Genomic DNA, 21,624 nt, shown 5'->3' on the forward strand with positions numbered 1-21,624 from the left:
TGCGGCCGGTGCAGTGCAGGTACCGTGGAACGTCGCCGTCTCGGCGTCCTTCCTCGACCACGGAACGACCGCACCCCCATGACCAACGCACCTTCGCCGTCGGGCACCCCTGACGGCTCGTCCTCCTCCCTGCCCGACGGCGCCACGCACCCTCCCGCGTCCCTCGCCCCCGAGGGCGAGCGGCTGGCGCACGGCCTGCGCACCCGGCACCTGACGATGATGGGCCTCGGCTCGGCGATCGGAGCGGGGCTGTTCCTCGGCAGCGGCGTCGGGATCGCGACGGCCGGACCGGCCGTCCTGGTCTCGTACGCGGTCGCGGGCCTGCTCGTGATCCTCGTGATGCGGATGCTCGCGGAGATGGCTGCGGCCGTGCCGTCGAGCGGGTCGTTCTCCGTCTACGCCGAGACCGCGCTGGGCCGCTGGGCGGGCTTCACGCTCGGCTGGCTGTACTGGTTCACGCTCATCATGGTGCTCGGCGCGGAGATCACGGGGGCCTCGCAGATCGTCTCGGGGTGGGTCCCGGGCGTGCCGCAGTGGGTCGTCGCGCTCGTGTTCGTCGCGGTGTTCGCGGTCGTGAACCTGTGGGGCGTCAAGCACTTCGGCGAGTTCGAGTTCTGGTTCGCGTTCATCAAGGTCGCGGCGATCGTCGCGTTCCTGGTGATCGGCGTCCTGCTCGTGCTGGGCTGGCTGCCGGGCACCGACCCGGTGGGCACGACCAACATCTTCGGCGACCCCGCCTCGCTCGCGGGCTTCGCACCCCACGGGCTGCCGGGCATCGCGGCCGGGCTGCTGGTCGTGGTGTTCGCGTTCGGCGGGATCGAGATCGTGACGATCGCGGCGGCCGAGGCGCGCGACCCGCAGAAGGCGATCGTGACCGCGACCCGCTCGATCGTGTGGCGCATCCTGTTCTTCTACGTCGGTGCGGTCGCGATCATGGCGCTCGTGCTGCCGTGGGACGCGCCCGAGCTGCTGAGCGGCCCGTTCGTCGCGGTGCTCGACCTCGCGGGGCTGCCGAGCGCGGCGCGGCTCATGGAGGCCGTGGTCGTCGTGGCCCTGCTGTCGGCGTTCAACGCCAACGTCTACGGCACGTCGCGCATGGCGTTCTCGCTCGCGGGCCGCGGAGACGGCCACCCGGCGCTGACCAAGGTCTCGCCGACCGGCGTCCCGTGGGTCGCGGTGCTGCTCTCGGTGTTCTTCGGGCTCGTGTCCGTGGGGCTCAACTGGCTGCTGCCGGGCGAGGTCCTGGGCATCCTGCTCAACGCGGTGGGCTCGGCGCTGCTCGTGATCTGGGTGTTCATCGCGGTGTCCCAGCTCCGGCTGCGACGCCGCCTCGAGGCCGCTGCGGGCGGCGCGGACAGGATGACGCTGCGCATGTGGGCGTACCCGTGGCTCACGTGGGCGACCCTGGCCGGGCTCGCGGGGCTGATCGTGCTCATGCTGTTCGACGACGCCGCGCGCGTCCAGCTCGTGTCGACCGTGGTGCTCGTGGGCGTGATCGTCGCGGTGTACGGGGTGCGGTCGTGGCTCCGGAAGCGGACCGAGCGGGCCTCCGTCGGGTCCTGACCCGTTGACACCCACCCCCTCGTGGGTGTGCGCTGGAATCTCGCGCCAGGGAGCACCGGGAGTCTCGGGGGAGAACCCATGTCTCGCATCGCCGGCTGGATCACGCACCGCTACGCCAAGTGGGTCGTCATCGCCTTCTGGGCGGTCGTCCTGGCCCTGACCGCGCCGCTGGCCGGCAAGCTCACGGGCGCGCAGGACAACGACGCCAAGTCCTGGCTCCCGGCCGACGCCGAGTCGACCCAGGTGCTCGACGTCGCGAGCAGCTTCACCTCGCCCAACACGATCCCGGCGGTCCTGGTCTACGTGCGCGAGTCGGGCCTGACCCCCGAGGACCTCGCGGCGGTCTCCCAGGACGTCGCGACCTTCGGTGAGCTCGACACGTTGGACGGGGACGTCGTCGGGCCGATCCCGTCCGAGGACGGGCAGGCCGCCCAGGTGGTCGTCCCCCTCGACCTGGGCAGCGAGGGCTGGAACCTCGCGGCCGACGCGGTCGCGGACCTGCGCGCGACCGCCGAGGACGGCGCGAACGGCATGGACGTCTACGTGACCGGTCCGGCGGGCGCGGCCGCGGACTCGTCCGTGGCGTTCGAGGGCATCGACTCGACGCTGCTCTACGCGGCCGCCGGGGTCGTGATCGTGATCCTGCTGCTGACCTACCGCAGCCCCACGCTGTGGCTCCTGCCCGTGGTCTCGGCGGGCGTCGCGCTGACCGTGTCGCAGGCCGTGATCTACGTGCTGGCGGACACGACGGGCCTGACCGTGAACGCCCAGAGCGCGGGCATCCTCACGGTCCTGGTCTTCGGGGCGGGGACGGACTACGCCCTGCTCCTCGTCGCGCGCTACCGGGAAGAGCTCCGTCGCCACGAGGACCGGCACGAGGCCATGGCGCTCGCGCTGCACCGTGCGGGCCCGGCGATCGTCGCGAGCGGTGCGACGGTCGCGATCGGCATGCTGTGCCTGCTGTTCGCGCAGATGAGCTCGACGGCCGGGCTGGGGCCCGTCGCGGCGGTCGGGATCGTGGTCGCGCTGCTGGTCATGCTGACGCTGCTGCCTGCGCTGCTGGTCGCGACGGGCCGGTGGGTGTTCTGGCCGCGCGTGCCGCACCTGGGCGACGACGAGCCCACCGAGCACGGCGTCTGGGCGCGGCTCGGGACACGCATCTCCCACCGGCCCCGGCGCGTGTGGGTCGTGACGTCGATCGTCCTGGCCGTGCTGGGACTGGGCATCACGCAGCTCGACGCCAACGGGCTGTCGAGCGCCGAGTCGTTCCGGGGCGAGCAGCCCTCGATCGTGGGCGAGCAGGTCCTCTCCGAGCACTTCCCGGCCGGCTCGGGCTCGCCCGTGGTCGTCGTCGCGGACGACTCGTCGCCCGACGCGGTGGCCGCGGTGCACGACGCGTTCGCGAGCACCGAGGGGATCGACGCGTCGACCGTGACCGAGCCCGTGTCCGCGGGCGGCTACGCGTACATGGAGGGCACGCTCACGTCCGAGCCGGACTCGCAGGCGGCCTACGACACGGTCGACCGGGTCCGGGACGCGGTCCATGCGGTCCCGGACGCCGACGCCCTGGTGGGCGGGGCGAGCGCGATCACGCTCGACGTCCAGCGTGCCTCGGCCGCGGACAACCAGCTCATCATCCCGATCATCCTGCTGACGGTCCTGGTCATCCTCGCGCTGCTCCTGCGCGCGATCACGGCGCCGCTCATCCTCGTCGCGACGGTCGTGCTGTCGTTCACCGCGGCCCTGGGGGTGAGCGCGCTCGTGTTCACGTACGTGTTCGGGTTCGAGGGCGCCGACACCTCGCTCCCGCTGTTCGTGTTCGTGTTCCTCGTCGCGCTCGGGATCGACTACAACATCTTCCTCATGACCCGGGTGCGCGAGGAGTCGCTGCGCGTCGGGACGCGGCGCGGCGCGCTGATCGGGCTGGCCGCGACGGGCGCGGTCATCACGTCGGCCGGGCTGGTGCTCGCGGGGACGTTCGCGGTGCTGGGCACGCTGCCCGTGGTCGCGTTCGCGGAGATCGGGTTCGCGGTCGCGTTCGGCGTCCTGCTCGACACGCTCGTGGTCCGCTCGGTGCTCGTCACGGCGCTGAACCTCGACGTGGGGCGGCACATGTGGTGGCCGAGCGCCCTGGGCCGCAAGGAGGACGTGCCGGTCGAGGAAGCGTCCGCGCTCCCGTCGGGCGCACCGGTCCGCGAGTAGCGGCCCGCCAGGACGACCCACGCCCGACGGCGGAGCGCACCTCCCGGGGGCGTGGCGCCGTCGGGCGGGTCGCGTCAGACCACGTCCTCCCGCTGCAGCAGGCGCAGCGTGACCCAGCCGATCAGGACCGGGATCCAGCACGAGATCAGGCGGTAGAGCAGGACCGCCGGCAGGGCGATCGCGGACGCGATCCCGAAGCTCACGAGCCCGCCCGTGAGCGCGGCCTCGACCACGCCCACGCCGCCCGGCGTCGGGGCCGCCGACGCGAGCGTCTGCCCGACCATGGTGGAGAAGGCCGCGGCGATCGGGTCGTTGCCGCCGCCGAGCGCGAGGAGGCAGGCCCACAGGGTCGCGGCCGAGGACAGCGTGGTGCCCATCGCACCCAGGATCGAGAGGCCGAGCCGCCGCGGGTCCTTCGCGAGCCCGCCGAGCTGACGGAACGCGGGCAGCACGTCGTCGCGGGCGTACGTGCGGACCGCGTGCCGGAACCGCGGCACCACGAGCACCGTGACGACCGTGACGACGACCGCGACGACCGCCGCGAGCAGCGCCCACCTGGCCCAGCTCGGCATGTGGTGGTCGATGCTGCGCCCCGCGACGAGTGCCAGGATGCTCAGGAGCACCAGGTGCGTGAGGACCTGCACGATGCTCTGGAGCGCGACCGTGCCGGTCGCGAGCGCGGTGCTCATGCCCGACTTCGACAGGTAGCGGACGTTGAGCGCGAGCGACCCGACGCTCGCCGGGGTCGCGGTGCCCGCGAACGCGTTCGCGAGCTGGACCCGGGTGGTCCGCAGGAACGGCAGGTGCATCGGGGAGCACGCGGCGAGCGAGGCCGCGGCCGCGAAGAACCCCGTCGCGGCGAAGAGCACGGCCAGGATCGCCCAGGCGGGCTGCGCGTCGCGCAGCGCCTTGCCCATGCGGGGGATCTCGCTGATCTCCGGGATGACCACGTAGGTGAGCCCACCGATGAGCACGAACCACACGAGCACGCGCAGGGCGTGGCTCCGGGGCGACCGGACCACCTTCGGGGCACTGTCCCCGGACGCCTGCGGCGACGTGGGCGCCGCGGCCTGGGGCTCGGGGGCGTGGTCCTGCGAGATGGGGGACTCCTTGCCGGGACGGGGACTGTCCCGCGACCCTACCGGCGGGGGAGGCGCGACGCTCAGTCGTTCGGCGTGACCTCGGGCAGCGGCGACGGACCGTCCGCGGGCACCCAGCCCTTGGGCGGTCGGATCGTGGGGACGTCGCCCACGATCGGCACCGGGCGGCGGTGGAACGGGAAGCCGTAGCGCGTCACGAGCCCGGCGAGCGTCGTGAGGCGGTTGCGGGGCCCGATCAGGCTCATGATGTGCACGAACAGCCACGCCAGCCACGCGCTGCCGCGGGTCAGCCGCAGCTTCCCGGCGATGTCCGCGACGGCCGCGCGCCGTCCGATGACGGCCATGGTGCCCTTGTCGAGGTAGGTGAGCGACGTCGTCGGGCGTCCCTGGACGAGCGCGCGGATGTTGCGCCCCGCGACCTTGCCCGACTGGATCGCGGGTTGGGCGAGCTGCGGCAGGCCCGCGGGCGAGATCGCGATGTCGCCGGCCGCGAAGTGGTCCGGCCAGCCCTCGACCTGCAGGTCGTCGCCCACGCGGATGCGCCCGCCGTCGCCCAGCGGGAGGTTCCAGCGCGAGACCTCGTCGTGCGGGGCCACGCCCGCGGCCCAGACCGTGAGGTCCGAGCGGATGAAGGTGCCGTCGGTGAGCTCGACGCCGTCGGGCAGGACCTTCGCGACGCCCGCACCCAGGTGCAGGTCGACACCGCGACGCTGGAGCTCGCGCGCCGCGTAGGTGCGGAGCTTGGCGGGGAACGGCTTGATGAGCTCGGTGCCGCGCTGGACGATCTTGACGCTGAACGCGTCGCCGTGGATCTCCGGGTACGCCGGGGCGAGGCCCTGCGTGCGCAGCTCGGCGAGCGCTCCCGCGACCTCGACCCCCGTCGACCCGCCGCCCACGACGACCACGCGGAGCCCGTCGTCGGTCTCCGGGGTGGCCGCGGACTTCTCGAGCCGCACGAACAGGGTGTCGCGGATCTTGAGCGCCTGCGAGCGCGAGTACATGGCGAACGCGTGCTCCTTGGCGCCGGGCGTGCCGAAGAAGTTGGTCGTGACGCCGTTGGCGAGGACGAGGTAGTCGTACCGGATCTCCTCGTCGTTGAGGAGCCGGAGGGTCTTGTGCTGCGGGTCGAGCCCCACGAGGTGCTCGTGCACGACACGCACGTTGGGCTGCTTGAGGCGCAGCGCGCGCAGGAAGTACGTGACGTCGCCCGGGTTCAGGCCGCCCGTGGCCACCTGGTAGAGCAGCGGCTGGAACGTGTTGTAGACGCGGCGGTCGATCAGCGTGATGCGCACCGGGGCGCCGGCGAGCGCCTTGACGGTCGCGAGGCCGGCGAACCCGCCGCCCACGACGACGACGTGGGGGAGCGCGTCGTGCGCCCCGGTGGGTGCGGGCTGCGCGGCGGTGCCGTCGTTCACTGTGTGCCTCTCGATACGTCTCGTGGTGCGACACGACGATGTGCCGGGTGGTCCGGGGCACGAGCGTATGCCGGGCGGGGGCCCGCTGCCACGGTGCCGCGCGCTGCGCGGGGGAGCGGGGCGGGGGCGACAGAGGTGTCACCAGCGGCCGGGCCGCGGGTCCGGGCGGCTCCCGTGATGCGGATCACGGGCCGTTCTATCTGACGTCGTGTGGACAACCCGGCCTCTCGGCGCGTAACTTCGAACTGACCGGTCAGTCTAAAAGAGTGGCCGGACTGGAACTTTCGGAGGAACCCCCATGAACCAGCCCGTCGCCCGACACGGCAGCGACGAGGCCACGTACCTCGTGCAGGCCACCGTGACCACGCCCGCCGGCGCCCCCGGCACCACGAACCACCAGGTGCCCGACGGCGCCGCGCACCTCCCGCAGGGCCGGCTCGCCGCCGCGGACATCGCCGACGACATGACGCTGCGCGGCCCGCTCGGCGGCGAGATCGCCGAGACCCTCGAGCCCGCCGACGGCACCCCGCTCCCCGCCGCGGCCCCGCACGCGATCAGCGCCTACGACCTCCAGCTCCACGGCCCGCGCGGCCTGGTCTACGGGCCGGTCGACCTCGAGGTCCCGGCCGGCGAGGTCGTGGTCCTCCAGGGCCCGCAGGGCGCGGGCCGCTCGAGCCTGCTCCTGACCCTCGCGGGCCGCATGGCACCCGACCACACCCCGGACGGCTGGCTCGTCGTGCTCGGCGAGAGCCTCACGGGCCGTCGTGCGCGCCGCACCGCGGTCCAGCGTCGCGCGGCGATCGCCGGCTTCCACGGGATCGACGAGCTCGACGACGCGGTCACGGTCGGCGACTCGGTGCGCGAACGCCTCACCTGGCTCGCGCCCTGGTACCGCCGCACGCCCAAGGTCACCCAGGAGGTCTACGAGCGCGTGGCCCGTCCCGTGTTCGGCCCGCGCGAGCTGCCCGCGCTCGACTCGATGGTCTGGGACCTCGACGAGGTCGACGCGATGCTCCTGCGCATCGCGATCGCCATGGCCCAAGGCCCCGAGCTGCTCGTGGTCGACGACCTCGACCAGGTCCACGACTCGGCCCGCCGCCAGATCGTCTGGGAGCGCCTCGAGGCGATCGCGACCACGGGCGTGACTGTCGTCGGCTCGGTCGCCTCCGCCGGCGAGGTCGACGCGATGCACTGGGGCCGTGCCCCGCACGTCGTGCGGCTCACGACCGGCCCGCAGCTCGTCGCGGCCTGACCCCACCACCCGGGCGACGCTCGTCGCCCCGCCCACGCTCCGCCGTCGGGCCTCATCCTTCGCACGTACAGAACGGAAAACACCTCTCGTGATGTCTTGGACCTCCACCGGTACGGAGCTGCGGCGGTTCCGCCGCGGCCTCCTGCCCAAGCTCGCCGTGGGCGCGATGATCTTCGTGCCCCTGCTCTACGGGGCCATGTACCTGTGGGCCTTCTGGGACCCGACCGGCAACCTCGACAAGCTGCCCGTCGCGATCGTCAACGCGGACACCGGCACCACGATCGCCTCGGACGACGGCGACGAGACGCTGAACGCGGGCGACGAGGTCGCGACCACGCTCGTCGACTCGGGCGACCTCGAGTGGGCCCAGGTCGACGCCGCGACGGCCGAGAAGGGCGTCAAGGACGGCACCTACTACTTCGCGCTGACCATCCCCGAGGGCTTCTCCGAGGGCATCGCGAGCGCCGCGGGCGACGACCCGCAGGCCGCGCAGCTCATGGTCACGTACAACGACGCGAACTCGTTCCTCGCCACGACCCTGGGGCGCAGCGCCATGACGCAGGTCCAGGGCGCGGTGCGCGAGGAGATCGGCGCGCAGGCCGTCGACAAGGTCCTCGTGGGCCTCGGCAGCGCGCGCGACGGGTTCGCACAGGCCTCCGACGGCTCGCTCACGCTCACGACCGCGAGCGGTCAGCTGACGGACGGTGCGACGCAGGTCGCCGACGGCGCCTCGTCCGCCGCCGACGGCGCAGGCACGCTCGCGTCCGGGATCGACCAGCTCGCCGACGGCGCGGGCAGCGCCGTGACCGGCGCGGGCAAGCTCGCGAACGGGGCGGGCGCGCTGTCCCAGGGCGCGTCCTCCGCGAGCGCGGGCGCCTCGAAGCTCGCTGCGGGCGCCTCGTCCGCGGCCGACGGGGCCTCGGCCCTCGCGGCCGGTGCGGCCACGACCCAGTCGGGCATGGTCCAGCTCGCCGACGGCGCGCACCAGCTCGCCACGGGCTTCACGGCCCCGACCGGCCTCGTGGCCGGGGCGGACAAGGCCGCCGCGGGCGCCCAGCAGGTGTCCGACGGCGTCACGCAGGTCCAGGGGCAGGTCACCTCGCTCGCGGGGAGCGTCCCGACGCTCCGCGCGCTGCTCCAGCAGAACGCCGCGGCGCTCGGCGCCTCGACCGACCCCCAGGCCCAGGCGCTCGCGGCCGCGAACAAGCAGGCTCTGGGCCAGCTCCCCTCGGACGCCGAGCTCGCGCAGAGCGCGGCCGGCCTCCAGACCCTCGCCGACGGCTCGCAGCAGGTCGCCGCGGGGCTGCCCGCCCTCTCGTCGGGCATCAAGGCCGCCTCGGCCGGGGCCGCGCAGATCGACGCCCAGCTCCACCCGGGCGCGGGCACGCAGACGGTCCGTGACGGCGTCGACGGCGTGGCCGCCGGTGCCGCGAACCTGAGCAGCGGCCTCTCGACCCTGCGCGGCGGGGCCTCCGACCTCGCGGCCGGGAACGCGTCGCTCGCGTCGGGCGCGGGCACGCTCGCGGCCGGGACCTCGTCCCTCTACTCGGGTGCCCAGCAGCTCGCGACGGGCGCGCAGTCGGCCGCGACCGGGGCGGGGGCGCTCGCCGAGGGCACCCGCACCCTGGCCGACGGGGCCACGCAGGTCGCCGACGGCGGGGCCCAGCTCACCGAGGGCGCGCAGACCCTGACCGACAAGCTCGCCGAGGGCTCCGAGGCGATCCCCGACGACGGCACGGCCCTGCGCGAGCAGCGCGCCGAGGTCATCGCGGCCCCCGTGACCGTCGCGGACACCGACCTGGCCGAGGCCGAGGGCTTCGGCGAGGGCTTCGCGCCGTTCTTCATCCCGCTCGCCCTGTTCGTGGGCGCGCTCATCACGTGGCTGCTCATGCGTCCGCTGCCCTCACGGGCCCTCGCGACGCCCGCGTCGGGGCTGCGCACCACGCTCGCCGGGTTCCTGCCCGCGCTGTGCATCGGGTTCGCGCAGGTCGCCGTGATGCTTGCGGTCATCCACTGGGGCGTGGGCCTCGACATGACCCACGCGCTCGGGACGCTCGCGTTCACGACGCTCGTCGCCGCGACGTTCCTCGCGCTCCAGCAGGCCCTCATGGCGCTGCTCGGCCCGGCCGCGGGCAAGGTCGCGATCCTGGCGCTGCTCATGCTCCAGCTCGCGTCCTCGGGCGGCACCTACCCCGTGCAGACCACGCCTGCGTTCTTCCAGGCCATCCACCCGCTGCTGCCCATGAGCTACGCGGTCGACGGCCTGCGCCAGACGATCACGGGCGGGGTCGACGGACGGCTCTGGTTCGCGGTGGTCTACCTCGGCGTGCTGCTGCTAGCGTCGCTGGCGATCAGCGCCTGGCGGGCGGGACGCATGCGCACCTGGACCCTCGACCGCCTGCACCCGGCGCTCGAGATCTGACGACGAAGAGGTTGGACGAACGATGACGACGACCGAGGCGGACCCGACGGCGGACGGACGCGACGCCGTCGGGCCCCTCGAGCCCGGCGCGCCCGCTGGCTCCGCTGGGGCCGCTGGCTCCGGCGCGCCCGCTGGGGCCGCTGCGGCCGCTGGGGCCGCTGGGCCCGACGTGCCGACGGGGACCCGGCGCGAGCAGGCCTTCGCGGCCCGCCGCGCCGGGACCCGGCAGCAGATCATCGACGCGGCCGTGAGCCTCATCGCCGACCAGGGCTTCACGGCCACGTCCGTCGAGGACATCGCGTCCGCGGCGGGCGTGGCCAAGGGCAGCGTCTACTACAACTTCGGGTCCAAGTCCGACGTGTTCGAGGCCGCGCTCGCGGGCGGGCTCGAACGGCTGACCCTCACGCTCGAGTCGGCCCGCGCCGACCTGCACGGCAAGGCAGCGCTCGCGGCGCTCATCGCGTCCCTGCTCGAGCAGATCCGCGCCCACCCGGACTTCGCGAAGCTCCTCGCGGCCGAGGTCTTCCGGGTCGGGCGCGAGTGGCAGGAGACGGTCGGGCACATCCGCGCACGCGTCATCGAGTTCTACGCGGCCGCGCTGCGCGAGGAACGACCGGGGGCCGACGTGTCGCTGCTCGCGGCGTCGGTGTTCGGGGCGACGCTCGTCGCGGGCCTCGAGTGGCTCGTGTTCCAGCCTGAGCGCGAGTTCGACGAGGTCCTGGCCGCGGTGCTGGAGCTGGTCGCGGGGCTGTGACGGGCGTCGGCCCACCGGCCTGAGCCGTGGTGCCGGCCGCACTCGCCGCCCGCGGGCGCTGGGCGCGCGACAAGCGGTGCGTGCCTTGCCGTCGGCAGCGCACTGCACAGACGGGATGCGGTGCTCCCCGGAGGCGGACGTGTTTCTGCGCAGCCACCACAATGGTGGTGGCTGCGCAGAAACACGTCCGCCCGGGACCCAGGCCTGTGCCCGGCTCGGCCGAGACGCGACGGCGGGACGCGCGTGCCTCGGGCGACCCGACGGCGGGACGCACGCTCCGCCGTCGGGCCGCTGCACTGCTCAGCCGAGCAGGAGCTTCCAGCAGCCCACCCCGATGAGCCCCGCGAGGAGCGGAGCCACGACGGGCACCCACGCGTAGCCCCAGTCGGAGGGGCCCTTGTGCTTGAGGGGCAGGAGCGCGTGCACGATGCGCGGCCCGAGGTCACGGGCCGGGTTGAGCGCAGGCCCCGTCGGCCCGCCGAGCCCCGCGACGAGCCCCCACACCAGGAAGCCGAGCGCGAGGTGCGCGAGACCGGGCTCGGTCGTCGTCAGGGGCGAGTTGATGATCGCCAGGGCGCACGAGAACAGGATGACCGAGCCGAGCAGCTCGTTCGCGAACCCGTTCAGGCGGCTGTGCGCGGCGTTGACGGTCGAGAAGGTCGCGAGCACGTCGTCGACGTTCTCGGTGCGGTCGTAGTACGGCTTGTGCGTGGCGACGATCGCGAGCTGCCCCGCCATGGCCCCGAGCATCTGCGCGACCACGTACGGCGCCACGTCGGCCCACGGGAACATGCCCCACGTCGCGAGCCCGATCGTGAACGCCGGGTTGATGTGGTTCCCGCTGATCCCGCCGAACATGAGGGCCGGGATCATGACGCCGAACCCGTAGCCCATCGCGATCAGGCTCCAGCCGCCGCCGTAGCCCTTGGACCCCTTGAGGTGCACGTTCGCGACCGTGCCGTTGCCGATGATGATGAGAATCGCCGTGCCGATGAACTCGCACGCGGCGCGCACGGCCAGGGAGTAGTCGGGATCCATGCGCACACCCTGCCAGGGGCGGGGGCCGGGCGGGCGGCGCGACACCCCGCGAGACGCGGCCTGGCGACGGGGTCGGTGAGGCCCCGTAAGTCACCTGAAAAGGGACGATGCGGTAAGTATCGTGTTAAGTCCCCGCTTTCCTCTGTCGTGTTCTGCCCGCTGCCCTTACGCTCGCGACAACCGAACTCCCCGCAACGTCGCGCCGAGTGTGCGGTCGCCTGCGTGGGGGACCAGTGGAGGAGAACGAGTGTGAGAACACGTCCGATCGTCCCGTCCGTCGCCGCGCTGAGCCTGGGGCTCGCCGCGGTGTTCGTCCCACCGGCAGCGGCAGCCCCGCCTGCCCCGCCCGCCCCGCTCGAGGACCACGTCTCGGGCGCGGCCGTCATGCAGCACCTCGAGCAGTTCCAGGCCATCGCGGACGCCAACGGCGGCAACCGCGCCATCGAGACCCCCGGCTACGAGGCCAGCGCCGCGTACGTCGAGCAGGTCCTGACCGACGCCGGGTACACGCCCGAGCGCCAGTACTTCACGTTCGAGGACCTGAACGTCGACGAGCTCTCGCTCACGGCAGCAGGGGTCGCCGTCACCGAGGACGTCTACCCCGCCGAGTTCGCCCCCGACACCCCCGCAGGAGGCGTGACGGGCCCGCTCGTCCAGCCTGTCGACGCCCTCAAGCACGGCTGCACGGCCGAGGACTGGGCCGGGGTCCAGGCCACGGGCGGCGTCGCTCTGATCAGCCGCGGCACGTGCGCGTTCGGCCTCAAGGTCCAGCTCGCCGCCGAGGCCGGTGCCTCGGCCGTCATCATCTACAACAACACGATCGGCGCCCTCAACCCGACGCTCGGTGCACCCAGCGACGACTGGGTACCCGCGGTCGGCATCCCGCAGGCCGCGGGTCAGGCCATCCTCGCGGCGCTCGCGGGCGGCCCGGCCGACGCGACCTACGTGCTCCAGACGTCGATCGTCTCGCACACGACCTTCAACATCCTCGCCGAGACGAGCACGGGCCGGGCTGACAACGTCGTCATGCTCGGTGCGCACCTCGACGGCGTGCCCGAGGGGCCGGGCATCAACGACAACGGGTCCGGCTCCGCGGCGATCCTCGAGACCGCGGTCCAGCTCGCCGAGCACGGCGGCCCGCTCGACAACCAGGTGCGCTTCGCCTGGTGGGGCGCCGAGGAGGTGGGCCTGGTCGGATCGACGCACTACGTCGACGACCTGGTCGCGAACGACCCGACGACGCTCGACCAGATCGCGACGTACCTGAACTTCGACATGGTCGGCTCGCCGAACTACGTGATCGGGGTCTACGACGCCGACGAGTCCACCTACCCGGCGCCGGTCGAGGTCCCGCCGGGCTCGCCCGAGACCGAGGACGTGTTCACGGACTACTTCGACTCGATCGGTCAGGCCTGGGTCGACTCGGAGTTCTCGGGCCGCTCGGACTACCAGGCGTTCATCGCGAACGGCGTCCCGGCCTCGGGCCTGTTCACGGGGGCCGACGACATCAAGACCGACGCGGAGGTCGCGCTGTTCGGCGGCACCGCGGGGATCTGGCAGGACCCGAACTACCACTCGGTGAACGACGACATCGAGAACATCGACCCCGTCGCGCTCGACATCAACGCCAAGGCCATCGCGCACGCCACGGCGTCGCTCGCGGCCGACACGTCGGCGATCAACGGTGTGGTCTCGCCCGTCGACCCCGAGCTCACGGGGCTCACGGCGACCGCGCGCTGCACGGGCAAGGTCGCCACGCTCTCGGTCGTCGCGACCAACGGTGAGGACCGGCCGCTCGACGTGCTCTTCTCGACGCCGTTCGGCACCAAGACGTTCAACCACGTCAACCCGGACAAGAACGTGCACCAGTCGTTCAGCGCCCGGTCCGGCTCGCTCCCGGCAGGCAGCGTGACCGTCAGGGCGTGGGACGACGCGGGCTCGCAGGAGACCTACACGGTCGACTACGCGGCGCTCACCTGCTGACCTGGTCGTGAGACCGCGGGCCACGAGATTGGGCCCACGAGGCGGTCCTCGAGATAGAGGGTCGCCGTCGAGGTAGAGGGTCGCCGTCGAGATAGAGGGTCGCCGTCGAGATAGAGGGTCGCCGTCGAGATAGAGGGTCCCGGCCCTCTACCTCGACGTGATCCCTCTACCTCGGCGGCAATGCACGACGGCGCCCCCTCCTCCGGTGAGACTCTCGCCGGAGGAGGGGGCGCCGTCGTGCACGGGAAGGTCAGGCAGGTGGGGCCGGGTCGCCCGGCGCGCCTGCCCCACCCGGCGCACCCGCAGCCTCAGCCGCCTCGCGCGCCGCCACGTTGCGCTTCGAGAGCAGGCTGTTGCGGTACCCGAACGACGCGTAGAGCACGAGCCCGATCACGACCCACACGAGGAACCGCAACCACGTGAGGGTCGTTAGGTTCGTCATGAGCCACAGGCACGCGACGCCCGAGAAGATGGGCAGCACGGGCGACCACGGGACGCGGAAGCCGCGCGCGATGTCGGGGCGCGAGCGGCGCAGGATCGGGATGCCGAAGCTCACGAGCACGAACGCCGAGAGCGTCCCGATGTTGATCATCTCCTCGAGCAGCTCGACCTGCGCGAGCCCCGCGATGAGCGCGACCACGATGCCCGCCCCGACCTGGAGACGGACCGGGGTGTGGAAGCGGTGCGAGGTCTTGGAGACGCCGCGCGGCAGCAGGCCGTCGCGGCTCATCGAGAACATGACGCGCGTGAGGCCCAGGAGCAGGACCATGATGACGGTCGTCAGGCCGATGAGGATGCCCACCGAGATGACGCGCCCGGCCCAGTCCGCGCCCACCAGGATGAAGGCCGTGGTCAGCGAGGGGTCGTCCGAGGCCGCGAGGTCGGTGTACGGGACCATGCCCGTGACCACGAGCGTCACCAGGATGTACAGCACCGTGACGACCGCGAGACCGCTGAGGATGCCCTTGGGGATGGTCTTCTGCGGGTTCTTGGCCTCCTCGGCCGTGGTCGCGACGACGTCGAACCCGATGAACGCGAAGAACACGAGCGCCGCGCCCGCGAGCAGGCCCATGACGCCGTACGTCGTGGGTTCGAGGCCCGTGAGGAACCCGAACAGGGGCTGCTCGAGCGCCGTCTTCTCGGGGGCGGGCTGCGACGGCGGGATGAACGGCGTGTAGTTCTCGGCCTTGACGTAGAAGAAGCCCACGACGATCACGAACAGCGTGATCGCGACCTTGATGATCGTGAACACGCTGTTGATGCGGCTGCTGAGCTTGGTGCCGATCGCGAGGAGCGTCGTGAAGACCCCGACGATGAACACCGGCCCCCACTCGAGGTCGACCGGGCCGATCGGGATGCTCAGCGGCAGGTCCACGCCGAACAGCGAGAACGCGTCCGCGAGGTAGATGCCCCAGAACTTCGCGATCACGGCCGCCGCGAGCAGCATCTCCAGGATGAGGTCCCAGCCGATGATCCACGCGACGAGCTCGCCCATGGTCGCGTAGGAGAACGTGTAGGCCGAGCCCGCGATGGGCAGCGCCGAGGCGAACTCGGCGTAGCACATGACGGCCAGCGCGCACACGATCGAGGCGATGACGAACGAGATGATGACCGAGGGCCCGGCGAAGTTCGCGGCGGCCGTCGCACCGACCGAGAAGATGCCCGCCCCGACCGCGACCGCGACGCCCATGACCGCGAGGTCCCAGGCGTTCAGGTCGCGCTTGAGCGAGCGTTCCGGGTCGTCGAGGGACGCGAGGGACTCCTCGACGGACTTGAGTCGCAGAACACCTTTGGCCATCGCTCCAGTCTGTCGGCCGGGTGGGCATCACGCGCGGTGGGGGCCCGACGCCGTCGGGCCGCTGTCCGCGGCGCCCGCGCACCTGGGAGAATCCTCCGATGACCACCGCAACCCCGGAACCCACCCGTCCCGGTGCGCCGCTCGGCGCGACCGGGGAGCTCCTGGCCGTGTGCCGCGTGCACGTGCTGCTGCCCGACGCGGGCGCGGTCGGCGTGACCGCGATCGACAAGCGCCCCGTCGAGGGACCGGTCCGGGTCCGGCCCCTGGGCCTGTACGCCGACGTCCAGGCGGACCGCGCGCACCACGGCGGCGAGGAGCAGGCCGTGTACGCGTACTCGCAGGAGGACGCGGACCACTGGTCAGGCGAGCTCGGCTACGAGGTTGCGCCCGGGCTGTTCGGCGAGAACTTCCGTACGCGCGGCGTCGCGGCGAGCGGGGCGCTCATCGGCGAGCGGTGGCAGGTCGGCAGCGCGGTGCTCGAGGTCACGCAGCCGCGCACGCCCTGCTCGACGTTCGCACGGCGCCTGGGCGAGGACCGCTGGGTCAAGCGCTTCACCGACGCCAACCGGACGGGCGCGTACCTGCGCGTCGTGACGACCGGGGAGGTGCAGGCGGGTGACACGGTCGAGGTCGTGTTCCGGCCTTCGCACGGCGTGACCATCGCCGACTGGTTCGGGGCGCGCGTCGCGGGGACGACGGTCGAGGTCGCGCGGCGGCTCTTGGCGTCCGCAGCAGAGGGCGAGATCCGGCTGTCGGCAGAGATGCGGGAGCGGGCCGAGCGCGCCGTCGGTCAACGTTGAGTGCATGATTCGGCTGCGACACGCCGGGTGTGTCGCAGCCGAATCATGCACTCGGCGGGAGCGCGGGGTGGCTCAGCGCGTGGGCTCGCTCGGGGGCCACTCGCCGTCGTCCGAGCCGTCGTCGGCCGCGAACAGCAGCTCGTGCAGCCGGACCTGGACCTCCTCGACGCGCGGGACGTCGGGCAGGGTCATGCCCGGCTTGGCGGTCGCGTCCGAGATGATGAGCGTCCCGCAGCCGAACATCCGGTCGACCAGGTCCTTCTCGTACGTGACGTCGTTGATGCGGTAGAGCGGGATGTCGCGGCCCGTGCGCGTGATGATGCCCGAGCGGGTCGAGAGGCGCTTGGTCGTCACGGTGTAGTTCGTGGTCAGCCACCGCAGGTGCGGCACCACGACCCAGACCACCGCCGCGACCGCGGCGACGCCGAGCGTGCCCCAGAGGACCACGGGGTGCTCGGGCGAGAACCAGAGGATGGCCGTCGCGGCGGCCACGATCAGGATCAGGACGAGGATCGGCAGGAACAGGGCCTTGGGGTGGGTCCGCAGCTCCATGACGACGGTCTCGCCCTCGGCGAGGTTCTTGTTGACGCTCATGGGGAGCATCGTGCCACCTCACGCGGTCGGCAGGTTCCAGCCCTCCATGGTGTGCAGTCCGTGCCCGTGGCCGAGCAGGCTCACGCTCGCGGTCCCGAGCTCGAACCGCGCGGCGGCCGCCGGGCCCAGCTCGAGCCACACGGCCGCGAGCACGCGCAGCAGGTGCCCGTGCGCGACGAGCAGCACGTCGCCGCCGTCGCGCAGCACGGGCTCGGCGCGGCGGACGACGGCCCGCGCACGCTCGGCGACGTCGTCGAGCGTCTCGCCGGGCCGGGCGTCCGCCGCCCCCTGTGTACCGGGGACGACGTGCACCCCGTCGCGGAAGATGAGCCAGTCCCGTCCGAGCTCGCGGCTCACTTCGTCGGCCGTGCGCCCCTCGACGGGGCCGTAGTCCCACTCGGCGAGGTTCGGGTCGGCGACCGCGTCGGGGAACCCGGCGAGCTCGGCGGTCCGCCGGGCGCGCAGCAGGGGGCTGCGGAGCTCGAGCGCGAACTCGCGCCCGGCGAGGAACGCCCCGGCGCCGCGCGCCTGCTCCTCGCCGTGCGGGGTCAGGGGGATGTCGCTCGTCCCGGTGTGCTGCCCGGTCAGGCTCCACTCGGTCTCGCCGTGCCGCAGGAGCACGAGCTGGGGGTCGGGCATGAGGGCCTCCGGGCGTCGGGACGTGGTCCCCTGAGCATCTCCCAGGCCCGACGGCGGAGCACCCGCAGGGCGCTCGCGTCGCCCCGCGCGCGGGACCGGGCGGGCGGGGGTGTGACGGAGTCGGGGGTCGTCGGATGCCGGTCGGTACCTCTAGGCTCGACCGTCATGACTACCTACTCGATCCTGACGGTCACCGCTGCGCTCCGAGGCGAACCGTTCGAGGCCGAGAGCGACGAGGCGGCGCTCGACGTCGTCCGGTCACGCAAGCGCAGCGGGAACCTGCCGCTGACGTCCTTCACGCTCCAGACCTCCGACCAGCGCACCGTGGCGTCCTGGTCCGGGGCCCACGAGGTCGTCTGACCGGTCCGGAGCTATCCGGCACGACCCTCGGCCGACCCGACCCCGTCGCGGACGGGAAGGTGCCTCCCCAGGGTGAGGGCGCCGTCGGGCCCGTCGAGCGGAGCGAGTCCCAGGCGTTCGTAGAACGCGATCGCGCCCGTGTTCTCCGACCCCACGCCGAGGTGCAGTCCGGGGACGTCGAGGGCCACCAGCTGGTCCACGAGACGCTCGACGAGCCGCCGCCCCCACCCGCCGCCCTGGGCCTCGGGCAGCAGGTCGATGTGCAGGTGTGCGGGGTGCGAAGCAGGGTCGACGAGCCAGGGGCGCACCTCGACCGACCGGTCGTGGATCTGGCGGACCAGGCCTGCGTCGGGGGACTCGTCGGCCGGGTCGGGCAGCAGGTGCCGGGTCCGCAGCTCCGGCCACCACTCCCGTTCGCACCAGTCCTCGAAGGCGAGGGTGTCGCGGCAGCCGATCAGGTACCCGACCACGCGCTCGTCGTCGGTGACGAGGACCGAGACGAGCCCCGGGTCGTGGGCCGCGTAGGGGGCGGCATAGACCTCTCCGAGGAGCCGCGGGTCGGCGAAGCGGTTGCTCGCGTCCCGGCCGTTGTCCCCCGTGCGCAGACAGATGTCGTAGAGCGCGTCCAGGTCGCTGGGCGCGTAGGGACGGATTCTCACGGTGGTGCTCCCTCGGGTCCGCGGGGTCGTCCGTCTCGGTGCTGAGGTCACGGTTCTGACTCGGCCTCTTGCGCGGGGCGACTCCGTGTGGAAGATTACTAGTCAAGTTTACAGACAATTAATTCGACCGACATCGATGGTGACGTCAGGTTCAGGCACTCTTGAGCCGGAGCACCGCAGACGTCGGGCTCGGTCAGGAGACGACGCAGTGAGCACGGACAGCACCAAGAGGGTCGGCAACGCGACCGTCCTGCGCGCCCTCAACGACGGGGCGGCGCTCGAGGCGCTGCTCCGGCACGGGCCCATGACCTCCGCAGGGCTCCAGGAACGACTCGGGCTGTCCAAGCCCGCGACCGCGACCCTCGTGGCTCGCCTCGAGGCGGCCCGGCTCGTCGAGCGGTCGGGTCACCGCGACGGCCGACCCGGTCCGCGCGCCGTCGTCTGGACGTTGCGTGCAGCCGCCGGCTACGCGGCCGGCGTCGACGTCGCGGTCGGCAAGATCTCGGTCCTCGTCGCCGACCTGAGCGGTCAGGTGGTCGGCCGGTCCGAGCGCGAGACCGAGTGGGCCGCCGAGGAGCACCCCGACGGCGCGCACCTCGCGCTGGTCCGTACCGTCGTGGAGGAGGCCTGTGCGCAGGCCGAGATCGGCCTCGCCGACCTGCTCCAGGTCGCGGTCGGCTTCCCCGGGTCGATCGACCCGGCGACCGGACGGCTCGCCTACGCGCCGCACATCGAGGTCTGGAACGACCAGGACGTCGAGGCCCAGCTGGGCGAGGTGCTGGGTGTCCCCGTCGCGGTCGAGAACGACGTCAACCTCGTCGCGCTCGCGGAGCTCGGGCGCGAGGACCTCGCGGACGTCACCGACCTCTTCGTGCTCTGGGTCGACCAGGGAGTAGGTGCTGCGACGCTCCTCGACCGGCGGATCCGCCGTGGTCGTCGGGGCGGCGCTGGCGAGATCGACCACGTCCCGGTCCCCGACCCCGCCCGCCGGGGCCGTGAGCCCGAGGGGCGTCGCAACGTCGCCAACCTCGTCCAGCTCGACGGCGTCGCGCGCCTCGCGCAGGCCTACCGCCTTCCCCCCTTCGACTCCGCACCGCTCGACACGCTGCGGATCGACCCCGCTCCGGAAGGCAGGGCGTCCGACGCCGCCCGCAGCCCCGAGGTCCGCAAGGCCGCGACGAGCGCGCTCGAGCGGGCCAGCAGCGAGCCGGTCGGCGACGCCGGGGACTTCCTCGACGACCTCGGTCGGCGTCTCGCGGTGGTCCTGAGCATGGTCGTCGGCGTCCTCGACCCCGACGCCGTGGTGCTCGGGGGCGAGGTCGCCGTCGCCGGCGGTGAGCCGCTCCGCGGCCGCGTCGCCACGGCCCTCCGCACGGAGCACGGCGCTCTTGCTCCTGTCCTCCTGTCCACCGCCCGAGGCAACGGCGTCGTCGAAGGAGCTCTCGCCGCTGCCCTCGACGAGGCAAGACGCCGCGTCTTCGGAGCGGGGAGCGTCACCCCCTCCTAGCCCGCACGGTCCGCCCGGACCGTTCGACCACCAGACCCCACACCTCACGCGACCCGGTCGACCACCCCCTGACCCGTCGCACCCTCCACCAGGCACCACGCCGTCCCGGGCTCTCTCGCGCCCATTTCTCGAAGGAACGATGATGATCCGCACCCTGAACCTCCCGTCCCGAGGCGTCCCCGCCCGGGCGGGCCGGACCACCGGACGCGTCCGCGCCCGGGTGACCTCCGCCGTCGGGACGCTCGCCGTGAGCGCCCTCGCGCTCTCCGCCTGCACCGCCGGGACCGACGGCGGCGGGGGCAGCACCGCGGCCCCCGCCGACGACGAGGAGGTGTCGATCTCGATCTGGAGCGGCTTCTCCGACCGCGAGCTCGGCATCATCGACGAAGCGGTCGCCCGCTTCGAGGCCGACCACCCCAACTACACCGTCACGAGCCAGGGCAGCCAGGACGACGACAAGCTCGCCCAGGCCATCCGCGGGGGCAACGCACCCGACGTCGCGGTGTCCTTCTCGACCGACTACGTGGGGCAGAACTGCTCGTCGGGAGCCTGGCAGGACCTCGGGCCGTTCATCGAGCGGGACGGCGTCGACCTCGAGCAGATCCCTGCGGCCGTGCGCGGCTACACCGAGTTCGAGGGCACGCGCTGCGCTCTCCCCATGCTCGCCGACGTCTACGGGCTCTACTACAACCTCGACCAGTTCGCGGCGGCAGGCGTGACCGAGCCGCCCCGCACCACGAGCGAGCTCCTCGAGACAGCCAAGAAGCTCACGCAGTTCAACGAGGACGGCTCCATCAAGGTCGCCGGGTTCGTGCCGCTCATGAACTTCTACGCCAACACCCCGCAGGTCGTCGGCCCCATGTTCGGCGCGCACTGGACCGACGACTCGGGGACGTCGAGCATCTCGACCGACCCGGCGTGGGCCGCCCTCGCGACCTGGCAGAAGGAGCTCGTCGACTGGTACGGCTACGACAAGCTGCAGAAGTTCGTCGCCGGGTCGGGGCAGCAGTACTCGGCCGACCAGGACTTCCAGACGGGCCGCATCGCGATGGCCCTCGACGGGGAGTACCGCACGGCGTTCATCGACGACGCCGCGCCCGACCTGGCCTACGCGACCGCCCCGGTCCCCGTGAGCGACGACCGGGTCGACGAGTACGGCGGCGGGTACGCGACGGGCACCGTGATCGGCATCCCGCAGGGAGCCGAGAACCCCGGGGCCGCGTTCGAGCTCGTCAAGTACCTGGCCTTCGACACGGGCTCGCTCGTGGCGATGTCCAACGGGCTCAAGAACGTCCCGACGACGCTCGACTCGCTCGAGTCGCCCGAGCTCGAGGTCACGCCTCAGTTCCAGACGTTCCTCGACGTGTTCGCCTCGGACGGGCTGTCCAACAACCCGCCGTCGGCGAACGGCGGTGCCTACCTCAAGACCGTGTCCGACTTCTTCGACAAGTGGCAGGCGGGCGGCGTGAGCGACCTCGACGCCGCTCTCGCCCAGGTCGACACGGACATCGAGAACGCCAAGGGCATCGGCGGCTGAC

The 21,624-nt window shown here is 72.6% G+C and carries 17 protein-coding genes; 10 read left to right on the top strand and 7 right to left on the bottom strand.

The window, feature by feature from the left end; translation table 11 throughout:
• The first annotated feature begins 78 nt into the window (after nucleotides 1-78).
• Together ASE15_RS16395 and ASE15_RS16400 are read left to right on the top strand one after the other, a co-directional pair.
• The gene (locus tag ASE15_RS16395) at nucleotides 79-1,563 is read left to right on the top strand and encodes an amino acid permease (RefSeq protein WP_082618519.1); all 1,485 of its coding nucleotides are present in this window, start codon (nucleotides 79-81) and stop codon (nucleotides 1,561-1,563) included.
• Nucleotides 1,564-1,641: 78 nt separating this feature from the next.
• On the top strand, nucleotides 1,642-3,765 hold the full coding sequence (locus ASE15_RS16400) for an MMPL family transporter (RefSeq protein ID WP_056764476.1): 2,124 nt from the start codon (nucleotides 1,642-1,644) through the stop codon (nucleotides 3,763-3,765).
• A 74-nt stretch (nucleotides 3,766-3,839) separates the two neighbouring features.
• Here ASE15_RS16400 and ASE15_RS16405 read toward each other — a convergent pair whose 3' ends face one another.
• Together ASE15_RS16405 and ASE15_RS16410 are read right to left on the bottom strand one after the other, a co-directional pair.
• A complete protein-coding gene (locus ASE15_RS16405) occupies nucleotides 3,840-4,787 on the bottom strand; it encodes a lysylphosphatidylglycerol synthase transmembrane domain-containing protein (protein ID WP_056764478.1) in 948 nt (315 codons plus the stop codon).
• A 140-nt stretch (nucleotides 4,788-4,927) separates the two neighbouring features.
• A complete protein-coding gene (locus tag ASE15_RS16410) occupies nucleotides 4,928-6,280 on the bottom strand; it encodes an NAD(P)/FAD-dependent oxidoreductase (protein ID WP_056764480.1) in 1,353 nt (450 codons plus the stop codon).
• Between the two features lie 298 nt (nucleotides 6,281-6,578).
• On the opposite strand from ASE15_RS16410, the gene ASE15_RS16415 reads away from it, so the two are divergent.
• The 3 genes from ASE15_RS16415 (at nucleotide 6,579) to ASE15_RS16425 (ending at nucleotide 10,708) form a co-directional block, all read left to right on the top strand.
• Entirely contained in the window at nucleotides 6,579-7,532 is a 954-nt protein-coding gene (locus tag ASE15_RS16415; protein WP_235534495.1) for an ATP-binding cassette domain-containing protein, read from the top strand.
• A 91-nt stretch (nucleotides 7,533-7,623) separates the two neighbouring features.
• On the top strand, nucleotides 7,624-9,954 hold the full coding sequence (locus ASE15_RS16420; RefSeq protein WP_056764482.1) for a YhgE/Pip domain-containing protein: 2,331 nt from the start codon (nucleotides 7,624-7,626) through the stop codon (nucleotides 9,952-9,954).
• Nucleotides 9,955-9,976: 22 nt separating this feature from the next.
• The gene (locus ASE15_RS16425) at nucleotides 9,977-10,708 is read left to right on the top strand and encodes a TetR/AcrR family transcriptional regulator (RefSeq protein WP_235534497.1); all 732 of its coding nucleotides are present in this window, start codon (nucleotides 9,977-9,979) and stop codon (nucleotides 10,706-10,708) included.
• Between the two features lie 300 nt (nucleotides 10,709-11,008).
• Here ASE15_RS16425 and ASE15_RS16430 read toward each other — a convergent pair whose 3' ends face one another.
• Nucleotides 11,009-11,746: an MIP/aquaporin family protein gene (locus tag ASE15_RS16430; RefSeq protein ID WP_056652954.1), complete on the bottom strand. Its 738-nt coding sequence runs from the start codon at nucleotides 11,744-11,746 to the stop codon at nucleotides 11,009-11,011.
• 249 nt (nucleotides 11,747-11,995) lie between these two features.
• On the opposite strand from ASE15_RS16430, the gene ASE15_RS16435 reads away from it, so the two are divergent.
• A complete protein-coding gene (locus tag ASE15_RS16435; RefSeq protein ID WP_235534499.1) occupies nucleotides 11,996-13,729 on the top strand; it encodes a M20/M25/M40 family metallo-hydrolase in 1,734 nt (577 codons plus the stop codon).
• Between the two features lie 250 nt (nucleotides 13,730-13,979).
• Here the strand turns inward: ASE15_RS16435 and ASE15_RS16440 are convergent, their stop codons facing one another.
• Nucleotides 13,980-15,527, bottom strand: a complete 1,548-nt coding sequence (locus ASE15_RS16440) for an APC family permease (protein WP_056652949.1) — start codon at nucleotides 15,525-15,527, stop codon at nucleotides 13,980-13,982.
• Nucleotides 15,528-15,625: 98 nt separating this feature from the next.
• Between ASE15_RS16440 and ASE15_RS16445 the strand changes: the two genes are divergently transcribed.
• Nucleotides 15,626-16,327 (top strand): MOSC domain-containing protein, encoded by a 702-nt coding sequence (locus tag ASE15_RS16445; RefSeq protein ID WP_056764484.1) that lies wholly within the window; start codon nucleotides 15,626-15,628, stop codon nucleotides 16,325-16,327.
• 72 nt (nucleotides 16,328-16,399) lie between these two features.
• On the opposite strand, the gene ASE15_RS16450 is transcribed toward ASE15_RS16445, so the two are convergent.
• Together ASE15_RS16450 and ASE15_RS16455 are read right to left on the bottom strand one after the other, a co-directional pair.
• Nucleotides 16,400-16,921, bottom strand: a complete 522-nt coding sequence (locus ASE15_RS16450; RefSeq protein ID WP_056764748.1) for a PH domain-containing protein — start codon at nucleotides 16,919-16,921, stop codon at nucleotides 16,400-16,402.
• Nucleotides 16,922-16,939: 18 nt separating this feature from the next.
• Nucleotides 16,940-17,560 carry a histidine phosphatase family protein gene (locus tag ASE15_RS16455; protein WP_056764486.1) on the bottom strand — a complete coding sequence of 207 codons (621 nt, stop codon included), beginning with the start codon at nucleotides 17,558-17,560 and terminating at the stop codon, nucleotides 16,940-16,942.
• A 165-nt stretch (nucleotides 17,561-17,725) separates the two neighbouring features.
• Between ASE15_RS16455 and ASE15_RS16460 the strand changes: the two genes are divergently transcribed.
• Complete coding sequence (locus ASE15_RS16460) at nucleotides 17,726-17,920, top strand: hypothetical protein (protein ID WP_056652938.1); 195 nt, start codon at nucleotides 17,726-17,728, stop codon at nucleotides 17,918-17,920.
• 11 nt (nucleotides 17,921-17,931) lie between these two features.
• Here ASE15_RS16460 and ASE15_RS16465 read toward each other — a convergent pair whose 3' ends face one another.
• Nucleotides 17,932-18,579: a GNAT family N-acetyltransferase gene (locus tag ASE15_RS16465; protein ID WP_082618521.1), complete on the bottom strand. Its 648-nt coding sequence runs from the start codon at nucleotides 18,577-18,579 to the stop codon at nucleotides 17,932-17,934.
• A 208-nt stretch (nucleotides 18,580-18,787) separates the two neighbouring features.
• Between ASE15_RS16465 and ASE15_RS16470 the strand changes: the two genes are divergently transcribed.
• Together ASE15_RS16470 and ASE15_RS16475 are read left to right on the top strand one after the other, a co-directional pair.
• Entirely contained in the window at nucleotides 18,788-20,086 is a 1,299-nt protein-coding gene (locus tag ASE15_RS16470) for an ROK family transcriptional regulator (protein WP_056652935.1), read from the top strand.
• A 142-nt stretch (nucleotides 20,087-20,228) separates the two neighbouring features.
• On the top strand, nucleotides 20,229-21,623 hold the full coding sequence (locus ASE15_RS16475; protein WP_082609092.1) for an extracellular solute-binding protein: 1,395 nt from the start codon (nucleotides 20,229-20,231) through the stop codon (nucleotides 21,621-21,623).
• The last annotated feature ends 1 nt before the right edge of the window (nucleotide 21,624 follow it).

Origin of the sequence: Oerskovia sp. Root22 (assembly GCF_001429135.1) — a bacterium.
Classification (GTDB): Bacteria; Actinomycetota; Actinomycetes; order Actinomycetales; family Cellulomonadaceae; genus Oerskovia; species Oerskovia enterophila.

Coding starts and splice junctions, on each gene's coding strand:
- ASE15_RS16395 (WP_082618519.1), top strand. CDS start 79: ATGACCAACGCACCTTCGCCGTCGGGCACCCCTGACGGCTCGTCCTCC.
- ASE15_RS16400 (WP_056764476.1), top strand. CDS start 1,642: ATGTCTCGCATCGCCGGCTGGATCACGCACCGCTACGCCAAGTGGGTC.
- ASE15_RS16415 (WP_235534495.1), top strand. CDS start 6,579: ATGAACCAGCCCGTCGCCCGACACGGCAGCGACGAGGCCACGTACCTC.
- ASE15_RS16420 (WP_056764482.1), top strand. CDS start 7,624: ATGTCTTGGACCTCCACCGGTACGGAGCTGCGGCGGTTCCGCCGCGGC.
- ASE15_RS16425 (WP_235534497.1), top strand. CDS start 9,977: ATGACGACGACCGAGGCGGACCCGACGGCGGACGGACGCGACGCCGTC.
- ASE15_RS16430 (WP_056652954.1), bottom strand. CDS start 11,746: ATGGATCCCGACTACTCCCTGGCCGTGCGCGCCGCGTGCGAGTTCATC.
- ASE15_RS16440 (WP_056652949.1), bottom strand. CDS start 15,527: ATGGCCAAAGGTGTTCTGCGACTCAAGTCCGTCGAGGAGTCCCTCGCG.
- ASE15_RS16445 (WP_056764484.1), top strand. CDS start 15,626: ATGACCACCGCAACCCCGGAACCCACCCGTCCCGGTGCGCCGCTCGGC.
- ASE15_RS16450 (WP_056764748.1), bottom strand. CDS start 16,921: ATGAGCGTCAACAAGAACCTCGCCGAGGGCGAGACCGTCGTCATGGAG.
- ASE15_RS16455 (WP_056764486.1), bottom strand. CDS start 17,560: ATGCCCGACCCCCAGCTCGTGCTCCTGCGGCACGGCGAGACCGAGTGG.
- ASE15_RS16460 (WP_056652938.1), top strand. CDS start 17,726: ATGACTACCTACTCGATCCTGACGGTCACCGCTGCGCTCCGAGGCGAA.
- ASE15_RS16475 (WP_082609092.1), top strand. CDS start 20,229: ATGATCCGCACCCTGAACCTCCCGTCCCGAGGCGTCCCCGCCCGGGCG.